This window comes from Sphingobium sp. GW821-FHT02B05 (assembly GCF_059421905.1).
Window position 1 is genome coordinate 15872 of record NZ_JBWKVW010000002.1, and the last position, 26429, is coordinate 42300.

At 60.1% G+C, this 26429-nt stretch carries 22 protein-coding genes; 15 read left to right on the forward strand and 7 right to left on the reverse strand.

Annotated features, from left to right (window positions below; translation table 11 throughout):
* Positions 1–99: 99 nt before the first annotated feature.
* Genes AC07UX_RS10005 through AC07UX_RS10015 form a run of 3 tightly spaced genes read right to left on the reverse strand, consistent with a single transcriptional unit; the run spans position 100 to position 3469 of the window.
* Positions 100–990, reverse strand: coding sequence for a glycosyltransferase family 2 protein (locus AC07UX_RS10005; RefSeq protein WP_495191859.1), 891 nt, complete (start codon positions 988–990; stop codon positions 100–102).
* A 34-nt stretch (positions 991–1024) separates the two neighbouring features.
* Complete coding sequence (locus AC07UX_RS10010) at positions 1025–2143, reverse strand: glycosyltransferase family 2 protein (RefSeq protein WP_495191860.1); 1119 nt, start codon at positions 2141–2143, stop codon at positions 1025–1027.
* 57 nt (positions 2144–2200) lie between these two features.
* Positions 2201–3469 (reverse strand): glycosyltransferase, encoded by a 1269-nt coding sequence (locus AC07UX_RS10015; protein WP_495191861.1) that lies wholly within the window; start codon positions 3467–3469, stop codon positions 2201–2203.
* Positions 3470–3752: 283 nt separating this feature from the next.
* On the opposite strand from AC07UX_RS10015, the gene AC07UX_RS10020 reads away from it, so the two are divergent.
* From AC07UX_RS10020 to AC07UX_RS10035, 4 genes are read left to right on the forward strand one after another with little or no spacing between them, the layout of a single operon-like run.
* Positions 3753–5084: a glycosyltransferase family 4 protein gene (locus AC07UX_RS10020; protein ID WP_495191862.1), complete on the forward strand. Its 1332-nt coding sequence runs from the start codon at positions 3753–3755 to the stop codon at positions 5082–5084.
* Between the two features lies 1 nt (position 5085).
* Positions 5086–6222 carry a glycosyltransferase gene (locus AC07UX_RS10025; RefSeq protein WP_495191863.1) on the forward strand — a complete coding sequence of 379 codons (1137 nt, stop codon included), beginning with the start codon at positions 5086–5088 and terminating at the stop codon, positions 6220–6222.
* Between the two features lie 3 nt (positions 6223–6225).
* Complete coding sequence (locus AC07UX_RS10030; protein WP_495191864.1) at positions 6226–7344, forward strand: acyltransferase family protein; 1119 nt, start codon at positions 6226–6228, stop codon at positions 7342–7344.
* Positions 7329–8675: an oligosaccharide flippase family protein gene (locus tag AC07UX_RS10035; RefSeq protein WP_495191865.1), complete on the forward strand. Its 1347-nt coding sequence runs from the start codon at positions 7329–7331 to the stop codon at positions 8673–8675. Before AC07UX_RS10030 ends, AC07UX_RS10035 begins: the two co-directional genes overlap by 16 nt.
* Here AC07UX_RS10035 and AC07UX_RS10040 read toward each other — a convergent pair.
* Positions 8656–10182, reverse strand: a complete 1527-nt coding sequence (locus AC07UX_RS10040; protein WP_495191866.1) for an O-antigen ligase family protein — start codon at positions 10180–10182, stop codon at positions 8656–8658. The genes AC07UX_RS10035 and AC07UX_RS10040 overlap by 20 nt on opposite strands.
* Positions 10183–10185: 3 nt before the next feature.
* Positions 10186–11466 carry a glycosyltransferase family 4 protein gene (locus tag AC07UX_RS10045; protein WP_495191867.1) on the reverse strand — a complete coding sequence of 427 codons (1281 nt, stop codon included), beginning with the start codon at positions 11464–11466 and terminating at the stop codon, positions 10186–10188.
* Between the two features lie 230 nt (positions 11467–11696).
* Between AC07UX_RS10045 and AC07UX_RS10050 the strand changes: the two genes are divergently transcribed.
* The gene (locus AC07UX_RS10050) at positions 11697–13847 is read left to right on the forward strand and encodes a hypothetical protein (RefSeq protein WP_495191868.1); all 2151 of its coding nucleotides are present in this window, start codon (positions 11697–11699) and stop codon (positions 13845–13847) included.
* Here the strand turns inward: AC07UX_RS10050 and AC07UX_RS10055 are convergent.
* Both AC07UX_RS10055 and AC07UX_RS10060 read right to left on the reverse strand, forming a co-directional pair.
* Positions 13770–14897, reverse strand: coding sequence for a hypothetical protein (locus tag AC07UX_RS10055; protein WP_495191869.1), 1128 nt, complete (start codon positions 14895–14897; stop codon positions 13770–13772). The genes AC07UX_RS10050 and AC07UX_RS10055 overlap by 78 nt on opposite strands.
* Positions 14898–14955: 58 nt before the next feature.
* A complete protein-coding gene (locus AC07UX_RS10060; RefSeq protein WP_495191870.1) occupies positions 14956–15678 on the reverse strand; it encodes a WecB/TagA/CpsF family glycosyltransferase in 723 nt (240 codons plus the stop codon).
* Between the two features lie 365 nt (positions 15679–16043).
* Between AC07UX_RS10060 and AC07UX_RS10065 the strand changes: the two genes are divergently transcribed.
* The 10 genes from AC07UX_RS10065 to AC07UX_RS10110 all read left to right on the forward strand — a co-directional run bounded on the left by AC07UX_RS10065 (position 16044) and on the right by AC07UX_RS10110 (position 26213).
* A complete protein-coding gene (locus tag AC07UX_RS10065; RefSeq protein WP_495191871.1) occupies positions 16044–16685 on the forward strand; it encodes a polysaccharide biosynthesis/export family protein in 642 nt (213 codons plus the stop codon).
* On the forward strand, positions 16666–17874 hold the full coding sequence (locus tag AC07UX_RS10070; RefSeq protein WP_495191872.1) for a hypothetical protein: 1209 nt from the start codon (positions 16666–16668) through the stop codon (positions 17872–17874). The genes AC07UX_RS10065 and AC07UX_RS10070 overlap by 20 nt, the downstream gene beginning before the upstream one ends.
* Entirely contained in the window at positions 17871–19361 is a 1491-nt protein-coding gene (locus tag AC07UX_RS10075; RefSeq protein ID WP_495191873.1) for a GumC family protein, read from the forward strand. Before AC07UX_RS10070 ends, AC07UX_RS10075 begins: the two co-directional genes overlap by 4 nt.
* Positions 19358–20110, forward strand: coding sequence for a CpsD/CapB family tyrosine-protein kinase (locus AC07UX_RS10080; RefSeq protein ID WP_495191874.1), 753 nt, complete (start codon positions 19358–19360; stop codon positions 20108–20110). The genes AC07UX_RS10075 and AC07UX_RS10080 overlap by 4 nt, the downstream gene beginning before the upstream one ends.
* 190 nt (positions 20111–20300) lie before the next feature.
* Complete coding sequence (locus tag AC07UX_RS10085) at positions 20301–21431, forward strand: DegT/DnrJ/EryC1/StrS family aminotransferase (protein WP_495191875.1); 1131 nt, start codon at positions 20301–20303, stop codon at positions 21429–21431.
* Positions 21409–22389 (forward strand): hypothetical protein, encoded by a 981-nt coding sequence (locus AC07UX_RS10090; RefSeq protein ID WP_495191876.1) that lies wholly within the window; start codon positions 21409–21411, stop codon positions 22387–22389. The genes AC07UX_RS10085 and AC07UX_RS10090 overlap by 23 nt, the downstream gene beginning before the upstream one ends.
* 240 nt (positions 22390–22629) lie before the next feature.
* The gene (locus AC07UX_RS10095; protein WP_495191877.1) at positions 22630–22788 is read left to right on the forward strand and encodes a hypothetical protein; all 159 of its coding nucleotides are present in this window, start codon (positions 22630–22632) and stop codon (positions 22786–22788) included.
* Between the two features lie 15 nt (positions 22789–22803).
* Positions 22804–22905 (forward strand): transposase, encoded by a 102-nt coding sequence (locus tag AC07UX_RS10100; RefSeq protein WP_495192270.1) that lies wholly within the window; start codon positions 22804–22806, stop codon positions 22903–22905.
* Between the two features lie 19 nt (positions 22906–22924).
* Positions 22925–23278 carry a hypothetical protein gene (locus AC07UX_RS10105; RefSeq protein WP_495191878.1) on the forward strand — a complete coding sequence of 118 codons (354 nt, stop codon included), beginning with the start codon at positions 22925–22927 and terminating at the stop codon, positions 23276–23278.
* Positions 23279–23351: 73 nt separating this feature from the next.
* Complete coding sequence (locus tag AC07UX_RS10110) at positions 23352–26213, forward strand: TonB-dependent receptor plug domain-containing protein (RefSeq protein WP_495191879.1); 2862 nt, start codon at positions 23352–23354, stop codon at positions 26211–26213.
* Positions 26214–26429: the final 216 nt, after the last annotated feature.

Below are 26429 nucleotides of genomic sequence, written 5' to 3' on the forward strand. Positions count from 1 at the left end.
CGACACAGGTAAAATTCATGAAGAAATTCATATTCTATTTATTGGATATAAATAATTTCATCTATTACGTTGTGATTAATCACCATGTTAAAATGAATATCATTTATATTCTATCAGTTTATATCTGTTGTTCATGCTATTTATCAAATACTCAACCTGCCCTTGAAAATGCGGCAGCTTTGCCAACACGATCAAATTGGCCACCTGTGCATCATGACGCCGGGATACCCGCCACCAGAGCAGCGGCCATAGCGGCCAGGCCATGGGCAGCGCCCACAAGATATTGCTGAAGAAGGTTCGTTTCAGCCCCGGATCGTCTCGGCCCGTGTCGGCGAAGGCTTCGGCGATCGCGTGGCCATTGCGGCGGTTGCGTTGCCACCATTGGCCAAAGCGTGTGATGGCCGCGTCATGCAGCGTCATTTCCGCAGCTATGCGATGAACCGTCCAGCCCGCCCGGCGCAGGCGATAGCAGAGTTCCGGCTCTTCACCCGCGATCAGCGAGGGTTTGAACCCACCCACAGCAGCAAAGGCATCGGCGCGCATCAGCACATCTCCGCCGCAGCTGTGCGTTTCGCCAACGGGCGTATTCCATTCGATGTCGCACAGCCGATTGTAGCGGCTGGCATGGGGATAACGTTCGCGCCGTCGCCCGCAGACCGCGCCAAGGCCGGGCGCTCTTATCATAGTTGCGGCGGCAACGTTCAGCCATCCATCGGCCAGTTCGCAGTCGCCATCGATGAACTGGATCAGTCGGGTGGTCGGTTGGATTTCCATCAACTTGGCGAACCCGACATTGCGGGCCCGCGCGGCGGTAAAGCCACCGGCGTGATCCAGTTCGACGATGATACATCCCATGTCGCGGGCCAGGGTGACGCTTCCGTCCGTCGATCCGGAATCGACATATATGGTCATATCGACCTTATCCTGGATGCTGGCGATGCACACCGGCAGCCGTTTTGCTTCATTGCGTCCGATGATCACGGCGCCCATTAGGGGGGGGGTACATGACATTGTGCGCACCTTTTCAGTCAGGTTCACGGCTGGTTCGGACCCAGGATTTCTGTCTGTCGCCCATGAGGCGGCGGTAGATAGGCAGTTTCCACAGCAGATAACGCGGCAACTGGACGATCATTGCGCCAGGCAGGATCTTGCGGCCCCGAAGCAGCCATATGAACAGGAGCGCAAAGGCAGCTGCGACTCCAGCGCTCAGCAGTGCCACCAAAGGTGCGACCGGCCCTCCCAGCGTCGCAATGCCAGCCAGCAGGGCAAGGATCGCCATCGCGCCAAGCGCCAGCAGCGCTAAGGGCGCAATGGTCAGGTCCATCGCGATGGGCAGCAACGCGGGCCGCCCGGTCAGGGCGGCCGAAAGCAGGCGCGGTATATAATGCAGCGCCGTGACGATAGACCCATGTTCCCATCGGGTGCGCTGCCCTTGGGTGGCGGCCTGCGCGCTGGCGTGGCTGGTGAAAAGGGCATGAGAGGCGAACCGCACCGGCGAGCCGGCCAGTGTCAGGTCCAGGCCGAGCTTCATATCTTCGACAAGAGAGCTGGTTTCCAGGGGCGCGGTGTCGAAGATCCGCCAGGGAAATGCCATGCCCGTCCCTTGCAAAAGGGCGCGGCCGCCGCTCAAACGCGCAAGCCCGCGTTGCCGCACCAAGTTCTTCACCATGAAGGCCAGACAGGATACTCGCACCAGAGGCGTGGCATGGGGTGGTATGGTCAGCAGATAGCATCCTTGCACCACGCTTGCGTATCGGGCGGCATGAGCGGCCAGACGCGGCAAGGCGCCCGGCCCCGGCAGGCAGTCGGCGTCCACGATGATGACGATGGATGGCGCAGCGTACTGGCGTAGCACGGCCCTGCCATAAGCGAGCGCATAGGCTTTTCCGCGGCGATCTGGATCGTCGCGCTCCACCACGTCCGCGCCGGCCGCCCGCGCAATTGCGGCGCTGCTGTCCGTGCAGTTATCAGCAACGACCAATATCCTGTCGCATCTGCGTAGCTGGCTGCGTACCGCGCGGATGACCGCATCGATGCCATGGGCTTCATCATGGGCCGGGATCAGCACGACGAAGGGTGGCGCGGGAACATGGCTTTGCCTGGCTTCAGGAAAAGCGCCGACAAAGCATTCGGCCGCCAGCATCAGCAGAGGGATCCCGGCGCATGCGGCGATCGCCCAACAGAGGATGAGCAGCATCGGTCAGGCCAACGGACGCAGAAGGTCGGCCAGATCGGCGACATTGTCGTCGATGTCATGGCCCGCCCTGACACGTTCACGGCCAGCATCACCCATGGCCCGCAACTGTTCAGCCGGCGTTTCAAGCGCCGCGACCATCGCATCGGCAAGGGCGGTCACCGATCCGGCAGGAATGATCCACCCCGTTGCCCGATCGACCAGTTCCGATATGCCGCTAATCGATGTTGCGATAACCGGCCGGCCGAGCGCCAGCGCCTCCATGATGACGACGGGCAAGCCCTCTGCGAAACTGGGTAGCACGAGCGCGCGTGCGCCGAGCATTTCTCGCCAGACGCTCTGGGGGTCGCGCCATCCGCATAATGTGACGACATCCTCCAGATCCGATGCTGCGATCTGGGCTTCCAGCTCCTCGCGCATCGGGCCGTCGCCGACGATGTTGAGATGAAAGTCATGGGTCTGCGCAACGATCGCGGCGGCGGCTATCAAAAGTGCAATGCCTTTCTGGGGGCTAAGCCGTGCCACGCAAATCAGGGTGTTGCCGTGCAGGCCATTGTCGGTGATCGGGGTGACGTGATGCATGAACAGCGGATCGCTGCCGCACCGCACGATGGCGACCTTGCGCCAGTCCTGGGGTGCGGACCAGCGCATGATCTGGCTTCGGCCAAACGCACTGATCGCGATCACGAAGCGGGCGTCCGCCACCTTCTCGCAAATCTGGAGCTGTTCGGGCGCATCGAATTCGTCGGGGCCGTGCATGGTCAGGCTATAGCTGAGCGGCCCCAAGCGGCTGGCTATACGGGCAACCGTCGCCGGGTTGGTGCCGAAATGCACATGGACGTGTCGGATACCCGCCCGCTCCATCCGGTCGGCGAGGCGGCATGCTTCCAGAAAATAGGCGGTGCAACGCACCAGTCCCTTGGCGCCATGCAGAAAGGTCGAACGGGTAACACCCAACGCTCTTGCAAAAGCGCGTGGGCGACGAACCAGCCGGCTGAGGGCAGACCACAGCATGGTGACGATATGGCCATCAAGCAAAGGGATGGTGTTTTCCTGTTCCTCCTGGTCCGTTGCGTCGGAAAAAACGTCCGGCGATTGACGGATCGTCAGCCGGGTCACCGAAAAGTCGAGCCGTTCCAGGGCCAATATCTCGTTGCGGATGAAGCTGTGGCTGATCTTGGGATAGACGTTCGTCAGATAGGCGACCCGGACCAGCCCTCGCTCGGGCATCGTCTGGGTAAAGTGGCGATGCGCCTGGCCCGCAGCACGGGTCATTTCGGATACGCTTCCTGCGATGCGCGACATGCGACAGGGCGGAGATGAATAGGCATGGCAATGCTCATCCTCGGTCTGTGGAGCGGCGCTGGCTTGCCGTAGCACGCACCATGGGCTTGTGTCGGTGCCATGCCCATCCGCGCTTACCGCCCCTCGAAACACCGTGGTGGCCGACGCCTTCCGATATTGTCCAACGTAGATCGCAGGCTGTGGCGATGCCCAACGGGCAGGTAGCATTCCGTGGCGTCCACGATGACGCCGATAACGTATGGGGGACACGGGCATGCGGATCTTGCTGGTGGCTGAAAATATTTCGCTGCGCATGAGCGGCGAGACATTACTGCCCTGCTGCTATTTCGAGCAGTTCGTCGCCAATGGCGAAGATGTCTATATGCTGTGCCATGAACGGGTGCGGGCGGATTTGCGCGCCGACCTGTCGCCGGACGAATTTGATCGTGTCCGTTTCGTGTCGGATTCCGCGCTACAGCGCCTGCTTTTCGGGATCGGTCGGCATTTCCCCTATCGGGTCGAGGATCTGATCTTCAACCAGCTGATCCAGCTTGTCACGCAATGGCGCATGCGCGGCATTGCGCGCGCTATGGTGAAAGCACTTAATATCGATGTCGTGTTCCAGCCCACGCCGATCGCGGCGAAGGCGCTGAGTTTCATGCTGGGGCTGGGCGCTCCGGTCGTCATTGGCCCGATGAGCGGCGGCATGAACCTGCCACCGGCCTTTCGCCGAATGGACAGCGCGATCGTCCGTGCAGCCATTGCTGCATCCAGATGGGGTTCGGCGTTGCTGCACCGATTATTTCCGGGAAAATTGCGGGCGACCGCGCTGGTCGTTGCCAATGACCAGACCCGCGAGGCCTTGCCGCCCGGCGTGCGTGGCAAGCTGTTCCAGCTTATGGAAAGCGCGGTCGATCTGGAACGGTGGCAGGTGCGTCCGCCGCTAGTGCGCTCTGCCGACGCGCCGGTGACCTTCATTTTTTGCGCGCGGTTCGTCGATTGGAAGGGGATAGGACTTCTGGTGCAGGCTTTCGCGCCATTGGCCCGATCGGGTGGCACCATGCTGCATCTGGTCGGCGACGGCGAATTGCTGGAGGAGATCAAGGCGCAGGTAAGGCGGGAGGAATTGACCCAGCATATCACGCTGCACGGTCGTCTGGGACGGGATCATTATCAGGCTTTGCTGCGGGAAACGGATGTCTATGTGACACCATCGCTGCGCGAATGTGGCGGGATGGCTATGATGGAGGCGATGGCCGTAGGCCTGCCGGTGATCGGCATCAATTGGGGCGGCGTGGCACAATATGCTTCGACCGATTGCGCGCTGCTGGTCGATCCAGATTCTGAAGAGGCTGTCGTGGCCGGGTTGACCAGCGCCATGCGCCGCATGGTTCAATTTCCATTGTTGCGCCAGGCGATGGGAACGGCCGCGCGGCACCATCTTGAACAGGCGCGCCATGGCTGGGCCGACAAGGCTGACGACATGCTCGACATTCTGGCGGAGGTCGCGAAGAAGAAGAGAAGCCCAGCGCCTGTGGCGCCCCCCGTGGAGCCGTCGCCGGCAATCCTGCCCATCCCGTCCATATTCCTGCGCGCGGCGAACTGAGATGGAATTAAATGCGTCCGGCAGTCGGGTCGACATCATTTTCTACACGCGCCAATTGCACAATGGCGGTGTCGATCGGGTGGTATTCAACCTGGCCGAGGAATTTCTGCGCCGCGGCATCCGCTGTTCGATTCTGGTCGATATCGACAATCCTCATTCTCCGTTCCGCGCACTCATTCCCCCCGGCGTCGGATATGATGTGCTCGATGCAAGGGGGCCGCTCGCACGGCTGTTCAAGTTGCGGCGTTACGTGCGGGACAATCGCCCGGCAGCGCTAATGTGTACGAGCTTCGGGTTTCCCAACCTTTACGCCGTGGTCATGCGGTGGATAGCGGGCATGCCGTTTCGATTGATGCTGACCGAACATTGTTTCCCGTCCGTCGACCGGGCTGGCCCCAAGCCATGGCAGTCACGCTACTGGTTTTTCCCGCTGGCGCATTATCTCTACCCCTTTGCCGATCGGATCGTTGCCGTGTCGCAGGGCACGGCGCTTGATCTGGCAAAGGTGATCCGCATCGACCCGAAAAGCATCGCCTGCATCTATAATCCGATCGTCAACGACGCGATGATCGCCCAATCGCAGGAAACCGTGGATCATCCCTGGTTTGCCGGTGGCGGATGTCCCGTCATCATCGCCGTGGGACGGATGGAACCGCAGAAGAATTTTTCCCTTTTGATCCGCGCCTTTGCCCGCGTGCGGGCGCAGATGCCGGCCCGACTGGTCATTCTGGGGGATGGCGGGGAGCGTGATATGCTCACTACGCTGGTGGCGCAAATGGGGTTGCAAGACGATGTCGCCCTGCTGGGCTTCGTCCCTAATCCCCACGCTTATGTCGCCAAGGCGACTCTGATGGTCCTGTCGTCCGATTTCGAAAGCCTGGCCAATGTCGTGATAGAGGCGATGGCGGTAGGTACGCCGGTGGTCGCGACCGACTGTCCGTCCGGACCGGCGGAGGCGCTCAACCGGGGGCAGTGCGGGACGCTGGTACGGGTGGGCGACCTGGAGGGGATGAGCGCGGCGATGTTGGATGTGCTGCGGGAAAAGCCTGCGCCCGTCGCGCGAAGCTGGCTCGACCAGTTCAGCACGCGACATGTGGCGGACCGATATCTCGCTTTGCTCGCGCCGGATGCAGGGTGATGCGTGGCTGCGGCAGACGGGTCTTCATCCCTCTCCCAACTGACGGCCTTGCGCTTCGTGGCGGCCTTTGCCGTGCTGCTGTCCCATCTCGATTTCCTGGGCGATGGTTCAGGCAGGGTAAGTGGCTGGCTGTACGAAACACTGCTGCGGCAGGGCTATTGCGGCGTGTCCTTCTTCTACATCCTGTCGGGCTTCATCCTGTCCCACGCCTATGGCGACCGGCTGAAGCGAGGTTCGGTCACCCTGCGATCCTACATGAAGACGCGCATATTTCGCATCGCGCCATTGCACTGGCTGATGGCGCTGCTTTTCATCGGCTGGCTAGCGTTCGCAGGGGAAATGCCCGGTCCCGGTACGATCCTTCTCAACCTGGGCCTGATGCACGCCTGGGTACCCGACCCGTCCATTCACTACGCGCTCAATGGCCCGTCCTGGAGCCTGTCCGACGAACTCGCCTTTTATGCGGCCTTTCCGTGGCTATGCCGGATGCAGACCCGATCGCTTGGTCTGTGCCTGTCGGGCGGACTGCTCCTGATAACGGTCTTGGCGATAATCATGGCCCGGCAAGGCGGCTATTCGGCCACCGCAGAATGGGTCTTCTATGTCTTCCCGCCGGTGCGGCTGATCGACTTCATCGTCGGCATGCTGCTGTATCGCGCCTGGCGGTCGGGGTATGGGAACGCGCTGGCAGGCACGGGCACGGAGGTCGCAGTCGTCATTGCGGTGCCGACGGCGATGATCGGCTTTTCGCTCATGGCCTTGCCGATGCCGCTGCGCTGGCAACTGGCCTATCTGCCGATCATGGCAGCTGCCGTGCTGATCTTCGCTCATGGGCAAGGTGCCGTATCGCGTGCCTTGCGCCATCCATGGATGATCCTGCTGGGGCAATCGTCTTTCGCACTATATCTGACCCATCGGCCGATCATCACGCTGACCCACCGGCTGTGGGGTGGCGATCCGGCACATTACCTGTCCATGTCCTTGTCTCTCCCGCCATTTTGCGTGGGCGTGTCACTCATGATCTTCCTCTTCCTCGAGCGGCCAATGATGGTTCGCCTTCGCCATGGGGCATGGGCGCATGACCGCAACAGGGGCGGAATAAAGGCATGGCGACCGTCATAGAACGACCAAAATGGCACCGTACGATGTCCAGCGGGGTCAGCCTGGTCGCAATCACGATCATCGCATCGAACCTGCTGCGTATCGTCAGCACCATCATATTGACCAGAGTGTTGTCGCCTGCCGATTTCGGCGTCGCCGGACTGACCGGGGCGATCCTCAACATTCTCCTGATGATCTCCGACGTCGGCTTCGGCGTCTATATCATCCGCCATGCCCGCGGCGACGATCCGCATCTGCTCGACATCATCTGGACGGTCCGGTTGGCGCGGGGGCTGGCCCTGACCCTGCTGCTTGCCACCTGCGCCGGTCCGCTTGCCCAGATGCTGGACAAGCCTATGTTGCAGGTCGCCATTGCCGTTACTGCCTTGCACTTCCTGATCGACGGTTGTTCCTCGCTCGCGCCCTTCACAACGATCCGGCAGGAAAGATTGCTGATGCTCAGTCTGCTCGACATCACCAGCGCCGTGAGCCAGACGGTGGCGGGCATCGTGCTGGCGCTGCTCCTGCACAGCTATTGGGCGATCATCCTGGCTGGACTGGTCGGGACCGCGCTTAAATCACTGCTCAGCTATACGCTATTCCCCGGCGCTGGACGGCGCCTCGCCTATGAGCGGAGGGAAGTGCGCGATCTCTGGCGTTTTGGTCGCACGATCGCGAGCGCCCACACGATCCAGGTTCTGCTGTCCAACGTCGACAAGATCGCTCTCTCGCGCATTTTCCCGCTGTCCCTGTTCGGCCTCTATTCGCTGGCATCCAACCTTTCGGGCGCCGCTTCCGGCTTCACGACCCTCTACCCCAATCGCATCCTTCTGCCTGCTTTCGCGCGGGCGTTACGGGACGAACCTGCCAATCTGGCGCACATCTATTACGTCAGTCGCCGCAAACTGACCTTGTTATACATGGTCGCGATGGGCGGTTTCATCAGCATGGGACCGGCCGTCGTCGATCTGCTCTATGATCCCCGATATCAGGCGGCCGCTCCCTATTTACAGCTTCTCGCGCTCGCTCCGGCCATCGCCATGAACAACTATGCCGCGCGCGAGATATTGATCGTGGTCGGCCGTGTTCAGGCGCTGCTCTATGCGAATCTGGTGCGGCTTGGATGGTTGTTGAGCGCAGGAAGTGTGGGGTTTCTGTTGTTCGGCCCCATAGGATTGATCGCTGCGGTGGGCGGTATCGAACTGCCCGTGCAATGCTATTGCTGGTATGAACTGCGGCGCGCTGGACTGCTGAAAATAAGGGAGGAGGCACTCATCATCGCCGCCTTGCTGTTTGGCATCTTGCTCGGGTTGATGGGCAACACGCTCTATTTCACGCTGAAGGCTTCATAAGAGCGATAAATGGGACGTTGCTGACGACAGCGCCGACGCTTGCCCTTCGCCGCGCGAGTAATCCCGCGCCCGCCGCCAGCAACATCACATAGGTTGTTTCGTTGCGCCCGTAGCTGGTCGTGGTCAGACTGGCCATCAGTCCCACCAGCCCGGCGAAGCATGCCGTTGCCGACATGGCCGACTCCCGCCCCAAGGCAGGGCCGCGCGCGAACAACCGGCCCAGGACGCCAACCAATATGGCATAATAGACCGCCGCTCCGATCACGCCGCCGCGCATCAATATGGTGAGCGGCTGATCGACCAGATCTATGATGCCTTCACCCTGACGCAGATGCTCAAGCCGCTCCAGCAAGTCCGGCATGCTAAGTCCCGCGGCCCAGTTTTCACGTACCAGCGCCATCCCGGACGACAGAAGTTCGGATCTGTAATCGACCGATCCGGCCGCGTCTTCCCCCGTGCCGATCGACGCGGCAAGCGTGGGGATGACGCGCGATAACAACAACAATAGGCCCGCGCATAGGGGCATCGCCAGCAGCATCTTGAATAACCCTACCCATCGGCGCTCCTGCGCCATGCAGGCGATCAGGCCGGCGACGATAACGATATAGCCGATGCGCGCGAGGGTGAAGAATACGCCGGACGCCAGCAGCGCCAACGTCACAAAGAAGGTGAGCCGCGACCCCATATGGCGCCGCAACGCGACGAGTATCACCACGTCCAAACCCAGCAGCAGCGACAGGCCCGTGGATTCGGGGAAGCTCGCTCGGCCGCGCAACAACCCACCCCGTTGCTTGGCATAGCCCGAACTCAATTCGGGATCGGCCCCGATACCCTGCGGCATGGTGTCGTACAGCAGCCAGTGACGCGGTGCCTCGAACGTCACGATCAGGGCCAATATGCAGCCCCCAAGGACGACCGACAGCATCAGGTCATTGGGCGATCTGGATCGGATGAACGCGCGACTGATGGCAAGATAGGGCAAGCCGAGGTTCAAGATCACCTGGTCGCAGGCGCGGACCGAATAGGTCAGGTCGTTCCCGCGGCAGTCCATGAACGCCTGCACGATCAGCATCAATATCAGCAGAATATCCCATTGCAGCAGCCTTGGGTGGTAGATGCGTTCGCCCGCCAGCAGCATCGCCAGCAACAGGCCCATGCTGAGCAGATGGACATAGGTGAACTGGGCAAAGGTCAGGCCGCCGATGGCAATGGTGAAGACCATCATCGGCATCAGCGGCAGGCACAGCAGGAACAGCCGGCAGCGTAGGCCCAGGGCGCCTGGACCTGGCAAGACCAGCCCCGAGCGGCCAAATCCTGGAGCCAGCAGCAACAGGCCGATGACACCGGCTGAAAATATCGCATAATGTAGGCCGAACGTGCCGATCAGCGGCAAGGCAAGCGCAATGGTCATCTGATGCGGACCAGCCAGCGCACTCAGTCTGCCGGGCAAATGTCGGGCGCCTGTCAGCACCATCGCGGTCAGCATCAGGATGACGACGAACGCCACGAGTCAACGGGGTCCGGGCATCAATGAAGGGCGTGATCCGCCGTCGCGTACCCAGTCGTAGAGCTGCATGATCTGTTCGGCCTTTCGATCCCAGGTAAACAGCGTTTGGACGCGCTCGACGGCTGCATCGCCCAACAGGTCGAGGCGCGCGGGATCCTCCAGCAAAGCCGATATGGTGGTGCGAAAGCCCTGCTCCAGCGTTTGCGCACTTGAAAAAGGGACGCGAATGCCGGTCCGATCGTCCATCAATTCTATGGGCCCGCCATAATCGGCGACGATCGGGGCGACACCCAATGCCATCGCCTCCAGCACCACGCCTCCGCCAAATTCCCTTATGCTGGGGCAGGCCAGAAAATCGCAGTCGACCAGCAATGTCTGCACCTGCCGATGCTCTACTGCGCCATGAAGCGTGACCGCTTTATCGACATGCAATTCCCTGACCAGCGCGGCGATAGTATCGCGTTCCGGCCCGTCGCCGATGATGTCGAGATGCAGGGCATCCGCCCGCAACATGTCCTGTACCGCGCGGATCAGCACATCGGCGCATTTATATGGCACCAGTCGCCCGACAAAGGCGCCTCGCAACGGTGCCTGCGCACGTCTCGTGCGGCGCAAGGCGAAGCGAGCAGGGTCGATGCCATTTTCCGGAAGGTGAAAGCCGCGCGGCCGCGCCTGTTCCGGTAGTTCCGAAAGACTATGGAGCGATCCCGCCAATATCGCTGCGGCGTCGCGGCGGGTCGCCCTATAGCCAGGCAGCCATTTATAGGCGCCGCGCAGTTGCGACAGCCATTCCCGTTCGCGCGTTCGTCGATCCGCAAAGCCGTTTGGCCATGGCAGCCCGCCATTGAGCGGCCCGACCACCAGCGGCACGCCCAGCCGCTTGAGCCGGGCGGCAAGATAGGAGGGGGTCGTCGGGCTCATCGGTGTCAGGCGATGCACGATGTCATAGGCGCCGGCCTTCAAAGCCGGCTGGAACTTATCCCAGACCGCTTTTTCGAACGCATAGCATCCGATCGGCGCCAACGCCTGATAGATCGTCCAGCCACGATCGTCGCTCGCGCCCAGAAATCGCGCGACTCGAAATATCGTGCGCACTACGGCTTCGGTATCGATGGTCGAAAAATCGCGGCCTTCCTGCCAGTCCATGGCCATTATGGCCGGCCTATTTCGGATATGGGTCACCAGATGCACGTCCGCCTGCCGGGCCAGCGCCTCTGCAATGCACCACCCGATCAACGGCACGCTCACCATGTCGGGATTGGCGATTTCCGCCAGCAGCAGCACGTTGTGACGCCTTAGCACCGTCGATGCGGATTTCTTCCCGGTACATTCAACCACCATAATATCGCTACCTGTCGCATCGGGGTCGTGGGGCTAGGATGGGAGGCAGGAGCATGCCTCCTCGAACCCATGTGTCCGGTCAGTATATGGACACGGCCCGCAACATCCGATCATGCCCATTGGGAGGGGATAAGTGCGTGGGGAAATCTCCGGCAATTTCAGGCGTCACGTGCATGGACGTTCTGTGTCGGAAACCCGCCGCTTTGTTCGTGATGTTGTGTCTGGTGGGGTGCGGGGAAGGTGGCGTCGCCGCCGCGACGGATAAAGACCGCGCGGCGGCGACGCCGGTTTCGCGCTCCGTCTCTGGACCGGCGCCGGGCGGTATGGCGATGGGCACCAATCTGGACGGCCTTGCCTATTGGAGCAGCGCCATGCCGGTGCTGGACCTGATGAAATCCGCGAGCGTCTGGTTGCCCCAGGCGGAAGGCGTCTATGATACAAGGGAAGCCATAGCGCAGGACCGCGACGGTTGGCCTCTGCTACCCGTGGGCGCTGGCATGCGCCGTTACCGCACGTTGCTCGTCAACATCCTGCATGACAATCCCGCTGCGCTGCCTGCCGAACGCTATGTCGTCCTCTATGAAGGCCATGGCGCGATCACGGCCGTCGATGTGGACGGAGCGCGGGTCTTATCCCGGATCGATGGGGAGTTGCATGTAAGCGCCGGCCGGGGCGGAAGCCTTTACTTGCGCATCGACGCCGATGGAGGGGGGCGTGATCCGATACGCGATATACGCATCGTCCGGGAAGATTATCTGCCGCTTTACCGGGCCGGGCTGACATTCGACCCGGAGTTTCTAGAACGGATCAAATCCTTCCATGCGTTGCGTTTCATGGACTGGATGAACAGCAATGCGTTGTTCGCGCCCATAGGTGGTCCGCTGACGGACGAGGTGGCCATCGAGGGCGCGCTGCAACTGGACTGGGCGGATCGGCCCAGGCTCACATCCATGCGCTGGGGAGAAGGCAGCCGCGGGGTGCCGGTCGAAGCCATGGTCGAACTGGCCAATCGTGCGGGCGCCGAACCGTGGTTCACCATGCCCGTCAACGCGAGCGACGATTATGTCCGGGGCTTTGCCTCCTATGTCCACGCGCATCTGCGTCCCGACCTCAAGGTCCATGTCGAACTTTCCAATGAGGTCTGGAACTGGATATTCCCGCAGGCACGCTATGCTCGCGCCCGCGCCCGCGCGATTTTCGGCCCCGATGGCGACGGGCTGGAATGGTATGGCATGCGCGCGGCGCAGGTCGGCATGATCTGGAAGCGCGCCTTCGGCGAAGCGGAGAAACGCGGGTTGGGATCGGGTAGGGTGGCGATGGTGTTCGGCACCCAGTTCGGCTGGCGCGGGCTGGAAGCGACCGGTCTTGAAACCCAGCATTGGCGCGACGGTAATGGACGGCGGCTGCATGCCGCCGACTATTTCGACGAATATGCCGTCACCGGCTATTATGACGGCACGATGAACGTCGATGACGCCGTGCCCATCGTCCAAAGCTGGTGGAAGGATGCCGATGGTGGCTATGGTCGCGCGATCGCGGTCCTCAACAAGCGGATTTCGGATTTCAATGCGCCGCTCTATCAATATCATGCCGAACGTGCGCGGGCTCATGGCTTGCGCCTCGTCAGCTATGAAAGCGGCTTTGGCGAATATACGCCCATATCCCAGCATGCTAATCAGCCTTACACGGATTTTCTGGCCAAATTGCAGCGCAGGCCGGAATTCAAGGCGCTGGAAACCGCCAACTACAGCGCCTTTGCGCAAGCGGGCGGCAGCCTCTTCATGAACTTCGGCATCATCGGCACGCCGTCCAAATGGGGGAACTGGTCGGCGCTCGAAACGATCCGGCAGACTGGTTCGCCACGATATGATGCGTTGATGACATGGCTGCGCACGCATCCGCCCTCTTCGGCACGCGGACCGGCCATTGCCTATGCCGACGCACGGATCGCGCTAGGTGGGACGCAGGGAGAAACCTTTACCGGCACCGCACATGGCTATGATGTGCTGGTCGGGGGCAGCGGCAATGATCGCTTCGTTGCCGGGCGGGGATCGGGCAGCCGCATCGACGGGGGCGGGGGGCATGATATGCTTGTCCTGCCGGAGCGTCGGACATCCTATAGGTTCAAGGCTCAACCGTTGCAGGCCATGGTGCAGGTGATCGGTCCTACCGGCGTGCAAAGCCTGACCCGGATTTCCAGCGTGCGCTTTTCGGACGGGGCGCTGATCGACCTTGCAAAGCTCGTATCAGAGGATCGGAACGATCGGCTCGTCGATGTGAAACGGATTGCTGGCGTCCCTGCGCCTGAACAGGCCGGGCCATGAGAGGCGCAGCTTGATCCATCGCAGCCAGATTTTGGCGCCAGGTTTGCGGCGCCATTGCAGATCGCGCTGATAGGCCAGGTAGGCAGGCGCAAAATCGTCGCTGAGATAGGCCAGGCAGGCATCGCTCGACATCGGTCTATAGGGTTCACCAAGGTCAGTCGTGAAATTCCATGCAATCTGTTGCAGCCTCTGCGCCGTGTCCTCTCGCATGCCAAAAGGACGCTCGGGCGTATCAACGGCCTGCCCATATATTATCGCGGATGTGAGCAGCGCGACGAAATATGTGCCGGTCTCGGTAAGGTGGACGTCGTCCCGGAAGAGCGTGGCCATTGTCGCTCGCGCATTATGTCCTTTCAAGCCGGGAACGGACATGGGTGATAGTGCCTGTTCGACCAGTGCGGCCAGCGCCGACCCGGCCGGGATCGTCATCAGGCGATCGGCGCGGCCGGATGCCGCAAGATCATGGTTTACTCGATCCGCGACGCATCGCCATATGGGAGCAGCCGATCGTTCATAGGCGATCCATGATGAAGGCCTATCCATGTCGGCAACGGTCATCCACGCTTCGAAAACATAGGTTCGTGCCTGAGAATTCTGTTCGACCATGCGGTCATGAAAATCGCGCAAATATCGTATCATGTCGTGCCGCAAGATAGCGTCCAGCAAGCTGTGCTGTTCCGTGATGATCAACGTGTCATAGGGCTGGTTTCCATAGGAACCCGCCCTATGAAGTTCCGACAGCACATCTATCGGCTGGTCATTCCGGTTTGTTCCCGTGGCATAGCCGGTCCAGCGGCCTGGACCATGCCCCATGGTGCGATTCTTTATGGGCGAGCCGGCCAGCTGCTGCATGTCCCACAGCAGAGGTCGGTCGATGCTTGCGGCAAGGCGTTCGAGATATTCAGGGAAAGGATGGTCCATCAGGCTATGGCCTGACAGGAACAGCCGCCGTGGGCCGTGCGGAAGCTGGCGAGATGCTGCCATCGGGACCGCGATATCGCTCATTTGCGTCACGACCGGCGTTGCCGGACCGATTTGCGACAGGGCCACAGCCGCGATCCATAAACTTTTGCGTCCATGCCGATGCCTCATGTCGTTCGACGGCGGATCACTCCGCCCGTCGGCGTTGCCACTGGCGAAAGATCTGGAAGATGAGAGGACCATCCACCAGATAGCGGCGCCACAATCGCCCGGGATCATGCGTCAGTCGGAAAAGCCATTCCAAGCAAAGACGTTGCAGGATTTTGGGCGCCCGAGCCTGTTCCTCGGTCAGGAATTGCAAGCTGGCCCCTATGCAAAGCCCGATCCCTACTGCCTGGCCGGTCCGACTGATGCGATAGGCGAGCATTTCCTGCTGTGGGGATCCCACGGCAATGAAGACATAGCGGGCCTGCGCCGTGACTGCGAAGCGTACGGCATCGTGCGTCGCATCGGCATCGTGGATGAAACCCATTGGCGGATCATGATGGATCAGTCGGGACAGGCCGAAGCGCTGTCGCAATATATCGACCATGGCAGGGGTTCCGCCAATTATCGCAATGCGATCGTCAGCCTGAACGATGTCTTGCAGCAGCGCGACGGTCAGGTCGCTGCCCGGCACGACCGGCAACGGTACACCGGCCCGTCGCGCCAGCTTCCCCAATATGCGGCTGTCGCACAGCGTAATCCAGGCATTGCGATAGATGGGCCACAGATCGGATCGCTTGCACTGGATGCGGACGACATGATCGACATTGGGCGTGACGATATAGGCAAAAGCCGCATCTGTCGGTCTTCGCTCGATATCGGCCAGCAAGTGGGCCTGTTCGCGCTGGCTGAACGCAAAGTCCAAAAATCCAAATGTCTGCGCCGTTGAACGATACTGCGAATATTGTAGATCAACGCATTCTTCATCAATGTTCGCAGGGGCTGCGTGCGCGGGAACAGACAATGTCAGGGACATGAAATCTTCCTCGGCAGAATTGGGGTAGGATTGGATCCGCACTGGGCAGATTTGAAATTTCTATACATCCGCGACGCAACATCATAGCGGATTTAATATACGGGGCATTATATCCCCGTATATTCTATCTACGGGTAAGAACGAAGGTCCCTATTCCGCATTTCAAGTGGTCAGAAATAGGACCATCCTCGAACGACTGACAGGCATCGGTCGATCACACTAGACTCGGCGCTCAACTGCTGGGGGCTGTCACGATGCTTGGCGCGCGATCGGATATTTATTTGCGCAAGCTATTGCTTGTCGTCTTGTCACTACTTCTGTTTGCTGGCCCCGTTGCTGCAGTCGCACAGCCCATAGCGTCTCTGGCCCCACAAAGCGGTTCCGACCCTGAATACCGTATCAATCCAGGCGACGAACTCGACATATTGATCTGGGGGGAAGAGCGGTTGCAGCGCGTCGTGCGCGTCCTGCCCGATGGCACTTTCACCTTCCCGTTGGCGGGACGGATCGCGGCGGCCGACCGGACGGTCACGGAAATCGCCAACCAGATCCGCACCAACATCGCACCCAATTACCGGGACGGTGCGCCGGACATCACCGTTGCGGTGCGGGAGGCCACAGGCATGCGCTTCTATGTGATGGGCAAGGTCCGCACGCCGGGCGGATTTTCGTCCGGCAAGGCGGTCAACGTGATCCAGGCCTTGAGCATGGCCGGCGGGCTGGCGGAGTTTGCGGACGTAAAGAATGCCATCATCCTCAGGCATACGGCGCAAGGGCAGACGGTAGAGCGGGTGCGCCTTTCTGCCTTGCTGAAGGGCGCGCGCGGCATTGATCCGGGGCGGCTCGCTACGCCTCTTCCTCTGCTGGAGGCGGGCGATGTCCTTCTCATTCCCTGATCGTCAGGCATGGGCCGCTGCCATGGGCATCCCGGCAATGATCGTTGTGCCGGCCAATGGCCGCACCGAACCGCGGCTGGACGTCGATATGTCGGTTCTGGCATCTCCCAATCCCCTTTTGCTGCAAGGCGAACGCAGAGGCGCGACCTCGCTCGAAGTGGCGGCATCTCCCGGCATCACCATCACCTCGCCAGGTGGATCGACCCTGGATGCTGGCGGCACGATCAGATATCGCAACTATACACGGCGATATGGCCACTATCTGCTGGGCGATTTCCGTGCCGAGGGGCGCTATCGCGATAGCGAATATCTCACCGTTGGTGGATGGGCGGGATATAGTCGGGCGCTGGCGATCGACCTGCTTGCGTCCAGCGATGATGCGGCCGGCGATCCGCGCGGCATTCGCAACAGCTGGTATGGCGGCGTCGATGCAACGTGGCGCCCTGACATCTATACGCTCATCACGCCGGACATAAGATTTGAACGAGCCGTCTATGCAGACAGCGATCTGCTGCGCAACGCAAACGCCTTGACCTTCAGCTTGGCTTACACTCGCCGTGTCGGCCCTCGCACAAGCATCGGACTGCGGGCGCGCGATACCATGAATTCCGTGAGTGGCATGGCCGGCATGAACAGTATGGCACTTTACGCCACGCTCAATCGCCAGCTGGGGCCACGCGCACGCCTGCTGGCGGAACTCGGCGTGGAACGGGCAGGGCGTCAGATCGAATGGATGGAAGACGTCAAGATGCGTCGTCCAGGCCGCACCTTGCTGGCAGGCCGGATCGACCTGTGCCGGGAGGCGGAGGAAGGCGGCCATGCGTTGACCGGTTGCCTTTCCGCCACGCTGAATTCGGAAATCAGCGGCTTTGGCGGCCTGCGTCGTGACGCAACGGTGTCGATATCGCTCAGCAAGGCTTTGGGCGAGCATTTCAAGCTGCGCGGTGTCAGCGAATATCGCCATTCCTCGCTGATCGGCGGATCGCTCGTAACCGCACCTGCCCAAGGCATGCGCACCAGTACGACCGATGCGGTGCGCAACATCGTGATGCTGGACTGGAAGTTGCGGCCGAATGTCACTTTGACCGGCAGTGCCCAATATCTTCGCCGTCAACTCGTTACGGGGAAGCGGATCGGATCGGCCTTTATCGGCCTTCAGCTGCGCTACCATTTCGGACAACGCAAATGAACGACGATCTCGGCCAGAATGACAGCGTGATCAGCTTGCCGGAACTCCTGGCCATTATATACAGGCGGCGTTGGTGGATCATGGTACCGACGCTGATCGGTATATTGGCGGCGCTGGCGATCGCGCTGGTGATGACGCCAGCCTATCGTTCACAAGCAACGCTGCTGATAGATTCGCCGCAGATCCCGACCAGCTTCGCCCCGGTGCGTACCGCCAATTACGCCAACGAACGTGTGGCAAAGATCCGGCAGCAGATCATGAGCCGTTCCAACCTGACCAGATTGATCCGGGAAGGGGGGCTTTATGAAAGGGAGCAGCGTTCGATGTCGTTCGACGACCTGCTCGGGCTCATGCGCAGTGCCATCGCCGTCGACCTAGTAAGCGCCAGCGGGAACCAGCGTCCGGGCGCTGCGACCGACACGATCGCATTCGACCTGTCCTTCACCTATTTCGATCCTGCCGCCACCCATGCCGTCGCCGAGAAACTTGTCGCGATGTTCATGACTGAAGACAAGAGACTGCGGACCGAGCAGGCCGTGGGCACCGCCGCATTCTTGGGGCGGCGCGTCGATGATTTACGTAATCAGATGGTCGCGCTGGAAGGCAAACGCAGGGAGATCGAAAGCCGCTATGCCGGCGCTCTTCCAGATCAGGTGGCGTTGAGCGCACAATCGGGATCATCGCTCCGTTCCGAAGTGTCCCGGCTGGATGCGGAAACACAGGGCCTTGCGCAACAGAACAGCCTGCTTGCGACGCGGAGCGAGGAAATCGCGGCTGCGCCTCGGCCAGAATTGGATGCGTTGCGCAGGGCCGAAGAACGTGTCGCGCAGTTGGGCGCCATCTATTCGGACACGCATCCCGATGTGATCGCCGCACAAATAGCCGTCGAGCGGCAGCGGCGGGTCGCTCAGCGGTCGGCCGGGCCGATGCCGGGCAGCGGCGCAGTAGCGTCTGAAATGGGGGCTACGCGCGCGCGCATCGCTATGTTGGCCGCCCGCCGGAACGAACTGGTTGGAACTATCGCGCAGATGGAGCGCGTGACGGCGCTTGCGCCGCAAGCAACTTATGAGCTGAACAATCTGGAGCGCGATTACGACAATCTGAAACGCCAATATCAGGATGTGCGCGACACGCAGATGGAGGCGCAGGTCGCAGCCAGCCTTCAGGCAGAAGACAAGGGCGAGCGGTTCTCGGTCGTGAACGCGGCGAGTGCGCCGCTAGACCCTATTCGCCCCAAGAGAATGCAACTGCTGATCAGCGGTCTTCTGTGCGGGTTCGTCGTCGGATTGATGTTGGTCATCATTTGGGAATTCATTGCAGGTCCGATCCATGGCGAGGGCGCGTTGGCGCGGCTGATGGACTGTCCGCCTCTTGCCATCGTCCCGATATTGGCGCCCGGCATGGCGGTGCCGATATTGGAGCGCGCACGCCGCTTCTTACGGTTGCCGTCTAAACGGTCCGGCATCATTCGATCGGGAGTGGAATGATGGCGACTATAGCCAAGGGTACCGCGATCATGGTCGCGCAGGCAGCCGAAAGACGGGATGTCATTCTCGACCGGTCGCTGCTGCTCGACAATGGCATATTCGGGCTGGAGCATATGGATCAGCGCGCGCGCAGCTTCATCCTGCTGCGGTCCCAGATCATGAACGGCTTTCACGCCGATGGCGGCAGGATATTGGCGATTACATCGACCCAGGCGGGCAACGGAAAGACGTTCGTCACCACAAATCTTGCGACGGCGCTCTGCCTGATCCAGCCGACGATATTGATAGATTTCGACTTGCGCCGGCCGACGATGGCGGATCGCTTCGGGCTGACGGTGAAGGCCGGCGTGGACGATTATCTGCTGGGTGACTGCGAATGGGAGGATGTCGGGCAAAAGGCGAGAGGACTGGATTTGACGTTATTTCCGGTCCGGCTGCCCCGGCAGGATTCCTCGACCCTTCTTGCGTCGGGGCGAATGTCCGGCGCGATACGGGCCATTCAGTCCGCATCCCATCAACCCATCTGCGTTATCGACACGCCACCGGCCCTTGTTCTGGACGACATCATGCTGATCGGGCGCAATGCCGACGGTATCGTGATCGTGATAGAGGAAGGGCGCACCACGGCGAGGGATGTGAAGCAGGTCTTGCGGCTGCTCAGTCCGACCCGGATTGTCGGATCGGTGCTGAACAAGTCCATAACCGCCAGGCGGGATCGTTATGGATATGATTATTATGACGCACCCTGATCGTCGCCATGGCCTGCGGGATGCGGGTCTGGATTTCCCCCACGCATTCCGCTGTCTCCGCGGGCGCATGACGATCCTTTATAGAAGATGGCAGGTCCGGCATGCGCCTTTGCAATGTCGTATGACCCTTGCCTGACAAGGTGGAGATGGACGCATGACTCCTCGTGAACTTCTTGCTGCGATCCCCCCCGTGTCTCCCCCACTGGCCTTGGTGCAGGAACAATGGCCGACACCCGTTACCCAGCCTTTCATGCCGCCATTGGCTGAATATATGCCTTATCTTCAGACCATATGGGCCAATCGTTGGCTGACCAATTCCGGGCCGTTCCACCAAGAACTGGAACGGGCTTTGGAGCAGCATCTGGGCGTGCCGCATCTTTCCCTGATATCCAACGGAACCACGGCTTTATGGATAGCCTTGCAGGCGCTCCGGATCGGTGGTGAAGTCATAACGACGCCATTTTCCTTCGTAGCGACCGCGCACGCGCTGCGCCTTGTCGGCGCGACGCCGGTCTTCGTCGATATTGACGAGGCCGACTGCAACCTAGCACCGCAAGGCATTGAAGCGGCCGTCACTGAGAAGACCACCGCCATCTTGCCGGTGCATTGTTTTGGCCATCCGTGCGACGTAAGGGCGATCGGGGAAGTGGCCGACATTCATGACCTTAAGGTGATTTATGACGCGGCCCATGCCTTTGGCGTGCAGGCTGATGGATCAAGCATTCTGTGCCATGGCGACCTGTCGACTGTCAGTTTTCATGCGACCAAGGTTTTCAGTACGATAGAAGGAGGCGCGATCATATCGCCTGACGCGCGGATCAAAGCGAAGATCGACCGGCTGCGCAACTTCGGTTTCGTCGGCGACACGACGCTGGCGGGCGCCTCCATCAATGGCAAGCTGAATGAACTCCAGGCGGCATTTGGCCTTTTGCAGCTGCGCTATATCGACGACATCATCGCGCGGCGGGCCGCGATCAGCGCGCGGTACCATAGTGTTTTGGCAGGCATGGCGGGTATCATGCCGTTCCACGCCATTGGTTCGCCTACGCTCAATCACGCCTATTTTCCCGTGCGCGTGACGGAGGAATATGCGGTCAGCAGCGATACCTTATGCCGCGAACTGCAATCTGTCGGTATCATGGCGCGGCGCTATTTCCATCCCCTGATCTGCGACATGCCCGGTTATCGGGATCTGCCGTCGGCACGCCAGCCCCTGCCGGTCGCCCGCCGCATCGCGCGCCAGATATTGTGCCTGCCGATCCACGCCAATCTGAGCGATGAGCAGGTCGATCGGGCCCTTGGAATATTGGCTCGTGGCTAAGGTGAATATACGCGGGATGATGGGGTGGATGCGCGATCTCCCTGCCCGCATGGCGCTACGTTGCGCCAATATGCGGATAATCAATCGGCGCCTGGAAATTGGTCATGCCAGGTCTCTCGCCCGGCATGAGGGGAAAGCGCCCAAGCTGTCGGGGATCGATCTGGAAATTGTGGAAGGCCTCCGGCGGGACGGTATTTTCGTGACAAATCTGACCGCGCTGGGATTGCCCGGTTCGGACACGATGCTGGCCGCAGGGCGGATGCTCGGCGATGCCTTCTCGGTGGAAGCGCGGCGGCAGTCCGCCGATGGGGCCACGTTGACGATCGCTCCGCCCGCTTCGGTCGCGTCACGGCCAGAGATATTCGCATGGGGACTGCATGAGCGCTTGCTGGATATCGTTGAGGCCTATCTCGGAGTCCCAGTCGGCTATGACGGCGTCAATCTGATCTACACGGTATCGGGCAGCCAGGAAACGGGGCCACGTTGCTGGCATCGGGACTGGGAAGACCGTCTCACCGTTAAGATCGGCATCTATTGCAACGATGTCGTGGCGGGTGGCGGTCCGTTTCAGCTCATACGCCGCCGCGACCACACACAAGGCGGGCCTCATGGCTATCGTTACAGCTTGGCTGACAACAATGCGCTGACGGAAAAACTCGGCGCCGACTATGAACAGGATATCGTCAGTTGCGAAGGCCCGGCAGGAACCGTCTTCTTCTGCGAGACGGCGCTGTATTTCCATCGAGGCGAGCCGGCTGTCCACGCAGATCGCCAAGCATTGTTTCACAGCTATTTTGCGCGAATACCGCGTCACCCCTTTCTTTGCGAACGGTCGGGACTGAGCCGAAAGCAGATTTCTAACCTCGCTGAAACACTCAATCTTCGTCAGCGCGAAACCGCACGGTGGCGGAGAAATTTGCCTTGGCTCGTACGGCTTATCCCGCCGGCGAAGATTTAATGTCTTAAAATACGATAAGTTATTATCAATCATGAATGCAGTATTTTGTATTACCATTTTAGGATCAGGATCTATTAAATCTCTTGCCGAGCAGGTGACTGGTTGATTCAATGGCGGCGTCAGGAGGAGTCGCCATGAGTGATCTGATGTGGTTGTCGGAGGCGCAGATGCGCCGGATCGAGCCATATTTCCCGCTGTCACACGGGGTCCCACGGGTCGATTAAGGGCAGGCCACTGGTCATGCTGCTGAGCGAGCGCCAGATGAGCGACTACAAGGGAGGCATCCTGATGCTCGACGCTTTGCCTCACGCCAAAGCCCTGCTCGGCGATCGTGGCTATGACGCCGACTGGTTTCGCAAGGCGCTTGCCGAACGCAACATCGCGGCCTGCATCCCCTAAAAGAGGAACCGGAAGATCCCCACCGCACACGACGCTGTGCTATATCGCCAACGCCACAGGATCGAGAATATGTTCGGCAGGCTCAAGGACTGGCGGCGCATCCATACCCGCTACTGATCGATGCGCCCACACATTCATGTCCGCCATCTGCATCGCTGCAACCGTCATCTTCTGGATCAGTAAATCAGTCCTGATCTTAGATCCTCACGACATCATCCAGGCCTTCCGCATTGTCTGCGATACCTGGTTTCTTCAAGCTGAAACAAGGCACGGCAATCGCCGCGATCAGGCGTGCCGCATTGTAGGACGCTATGCCGCTCGGTCATTTCTTTTGCCCTCGCGGTCGCCGCAACACTCAACGGTTGTGGAAAGAGATGCGGATTTTCATAAAGCAAATGCGAATCGCCTTTCATTTCCCATGATCATCATGGCTTTTAGGACGTTCGCGGCACTGAACATATCCAATTCCGCCAACGTTGGCAGGAGGTGAAAGGCCAGTGTTGCTGCGGTGAGAACAACAAGGCGAATAGGTAATGTTCGCGTCATAAAAAGGAGGGGATTAAATGAAGATTCGTGCGGTACTTACAAGCAGCGTCGCCCTGGCAGCATTCCACGCCGCCCAGGCCAGCGCGCAGGTAACCACGGGCGGGCTTGCGGGTACGACCGTTGCGCAGGCTGACGACCGATCGGCATCGCAGGACATCATCGTTACCGGATCGCGCACGATCCGAAATGGTTCGGCCGCACCGACACCTGTGACGGCTGTCACGACAGAAGCGCTCACAACGACAGCGCCGAGCAACATCCCCGACGCCCTTAATCGGCTGCCTCAGTTTCTGGGCTCGTCAAGCCAGTATCGTAGCACCACGTTCAACGCGACTGCCGGACTTCAGGGCAATTATCTGAACCTGCGCGGTCTGGGATCGCAAAGAGTCCTCGTCCTTCTGGACGGGACGCGCGTTCCGCCGACCTCATCTTCCAATGCTGTCGATTCCAACATCATGCCGCAGATGCTCGTGGAGCGGGTCGATGTAGTGACAGGCGGTGCATCGGCAGCCTATGGTTCCGATGCCGTAAGTGGCGTTGTGAATTACATTCTCAACAAACGTTTCACGGGCGTCAAAGTACAGGCTCAGAGCGGCATTTCAGATTATGGCGATGCAGGCTCCTATCGTCTGGGGTTGGCGGCCGGCACACCGTTTGCCAACGGTGCAGGCCATGCAGAATTCAGCGTTGAACGATATGTTAACAAGGGGATCAGGTCGCAGGACCAACGTCCTTATTATGACGATCTCGCGCTCATGGTGGGCACAGGGGGAGCAAACGCTCCGCTGACGCAGATTACCAATGCGCATTTCAACGACGTCAGCTTTGGCGGCCTGATCCGATCGGGACCGCTTGCCGGCCAAACGTTCAATCCTGACGGCTCGCTCTCGGCGTTTCAGGCCGGCACATCGACCGGCACGTCCAATGTTACGGCGGGGGGGCAAGGGGCCTATCAACCCCCTACGGTCTTGGTGCCGGAACTGGCCACAACTCAGGCCTTCGGACGGCTGTCCTACGATTTCAACGATTCGATTTCGGGCTTCGTTCAGGGAAGTTATGCGCGCAGCAAGACCGGCTATCTTTCCGCCTTTGCGACCCGTCGGGGCGGTACCAGCAACGGAATCACCATTTTCGCAGACAATCCCTATCTGACGCCTAATGTACGCAATGGCTTGGGGGCGTCGCCCAGCTTCACCCTCTCCAAGCTGTTCCGGGATGGTCTGGGCAACCAGCAGACGTCGGTGACGGAGAGCTACAATATCCAGACCGGTCTTTCGGGCGATCTTGGTGCGTTCAAATGGGATGTAACCTATGTTCACGGCCGCGCTCAGCTTGATCTTTCGCAGGTCGAACAGAATAATAGAAATTTCTACGCGGCCGTCGATGCTGTACGCGGACCCAATGGCAATATCGTTTGCGGAGTGACGCTCCGTAATCCGGCCCTTCTCCCTGGTTGCGTACCCATCAACGTGCTTGGCGAAGGTAATCTGGATCCTGCTGCGCTTGCATTCATTCGCCAGCGGTCTGAATCGCGGATCGTTAACACACTCGACATTGTCGCGGCGAACTTCCGGGGCGACCTGTTGGAATTGCCTGCAGGGCCGGTTGCCTTTGCAGTTGGCGGCGAGATGCGCTGGCAAAAGCTGGATCAAACAAGCAACGCCGACCCGGCGGTGGCCATCGACTATACCGGCATTCGTGGCGTCCCGACCGGCGTGCTGCCCTTTGCCACGACAAATGTCGGGGTGGCGAACGGCAAGCAGACTGTGAAAGAAGGCTATATCGAGATCAACGTGCCCGTTTTGCGGGATTCACCGCTGGGCCGTAGCCTCGAGGTCAATGGCGCCTTTCGTTATACAGACTATAAGACCAGCGGGTCGGTCAAGACTTGGAAGGCCGGTGCGGTCTATGAGCCGGTCGCTGGCGTGCGCGTGCGTGCAACCGCATCGCGCGACATAGCGGCACCCAGTCTGTTCGACCTGTTTGCTGGAGACCAGGCGCAGGTGGGGGTCAATACCGATCGCCTCACCGGCGTCACCTCTGCATCGGCGATCATCAATCGCGGCAATCCCAATCTCCAGCCTGAAAAGGCCAATACTCTGGTGGCGGGGCTAGTTCTCAATCCGAGCTTTGTGCCGCGGCTGACAATTTCGATCGATGCCTATCGAATTAAGATCAAGGATGCGATTGGCAGCCAGACATCGCAGACTCAGTTGAACGACTGTTTCGTGAGCAACGGCACGGCGCCAGTGTGCGACCTTATTCTTCGGCCCTTCCCGTACAGCAATACGACAGCCGCGAACTTCCCCACGGAAATCCGTGTTGCGCCTCAGAATCTGGCGCAGATCAAGGTCCAGGGGATCGATACGGAAGTTAACTACAGCCTGCCGCTCGGCGGTCTGTTCGGACAAAGCAGCATGCTAGACCTGCGTGCTTTTGTGTCTTATCTCGACAGCTACAAGACGCAGGCAGGGCCCAATGCGCCGGTCGTGGAGCGGGCGGGTATGGTTGTGAGCACCGCAACAACGGCAGGCTTGCCAAAGTGGCGGGGTATGCTGCAACAAGCGTATCGCAACAACGGTCTGACGATACAGTTTACCGAGCGGTTTACAGGCAGCTACCGGCGTACGACCACGCAAGAGTTCTTTGACCCCGCATTCCTCAAGGCGCCTAACAAAGTTTATACCGACCTATATGCTTCGAAGGCGATTGGCGAAAAGGATGCCTTCACGCTGTTCTTTCAGGTCGAAAATCTCTTTAACGTAAAGCCAGCCTATCTACCTGCAACCGTCAACCCGGGCTTTACCTATCCGACGGACAAGACGCTCTACGATGTTTTGGGCCGCTATTTTACGGCTGGCGTCAAGCTGCGCTTCTAGAGCGTTTCTCAGGAGGGCGGATGATCTCCGCTCACGTGGGTAATGTTGGTGATCAAAGAGAAGGGGAGCGTAATGCGATCGCGTCTGATCGCATTACGCTATTGCGGGACGAAACCCGGTCGCTGCAGGAATGCCTGTTGCCGAAGGGCGTTGCGTCGCTTCGTGAGCCGGTGGCGTGCAGATGAACTGTCGTCGGCGAAGATGAAGACCGGCAAG

Coding starts and splice junctions, on each gene's coding strand:
- AC07UX_RS10005 (WP_495191859.1), bottom strand. CDS start 990: ATGGGCGCCGTGATCATCGGACGCAATGAAGCAAAACGGCTGCCGGTG.
- AC07UX_RS10010 (WP_495191860.1), bottom strand. CDS start 2,143: ATGCTGGCGGCCGAATGCTTTGTCGGCGCTTTTCCTGAAGCCAGGCAA.
- AC07UX_RS10015 (WP_495191861.1), bottom strand. CDS start 3,469: ATGACCCGTGCTGCGGGCCAGGCGCATCGCCACTTTACCCAGACGATG.
- AC07UX_RS10020 (WP_495191862.1), top strand. CDS start 3,753: ATGCGGATCTTGCTGGTGGCTGAAAATATTTCGCTGCGCATGAGCGGC.
- AC07UX_RS10025 (WP_495191863.1), top strand. CDS start 5,086: ATGGAATTAAATGCGTCCGGCAGTCGGGTCGACATCATTTTCTACACG.
- AC07UX_RS10035 (WP_495191865.1), top strand. CDS start 7,329: ATGGCGACCGTCATAGAACGACCAAAATGGCACCGTACGATGTCCAGC.
- AC07UX_RS10050 (WP_495191868.1), top strand. CDS start 11,697: ATGGACGTTCTGTGTCGGAAACCCGCCGCTTTGTTCGTGATGTTGTGT.
- AC07UX_RS10065 (WP_495191871.1), top strand. CDS start 16,044: ATGCTTGGCGCGCGATCGGATATTTATTTGCGCAAGCTATTGCTTGTC.
- AC07UX_RS10070 (WP_495191872.1), top strand. CDS start 16,666: ATGTCCTTCTCATTCCCTGATCGTCAGGCATGGGCCGCTGCCATGGGC.
- AC07UX_RS10075 (WP_495191873.1), top strand. CDS start 17,871: ATGAACGACGATCTCGGCCAGAATGACAGCGTGATCAGCTTGCCGGAA.
- AC07UX_RS10080 (WP_495191874.1), top strand. CDS start 19,358: ATGATGGCGACTATAGCCAAGGGTACCGCGATCATGGTCGCGCAGGCA.
- AC07UX_RS10095 (WP_495191877.1), top strand. CDS start 22,630: ATGCTGCTGAGCGAGCGCCAGATGAGCGACTACAAGGGAGGCATCCTG.
- AC07UX_RS10105 (WP_495191878.1), top strand. CDS start 22,925: ATGTCCGCCATCTGCATCGCTGCAACCGTCATCTTCTGGATCAGTAAA.
- AC07UX_RS10110 (WP_495191879.1), top strand. CDS start 23,352: ATGAAGATTCGTGCGGTACTTACAAGCAGCGTCGCCCTGGCAGCATTC.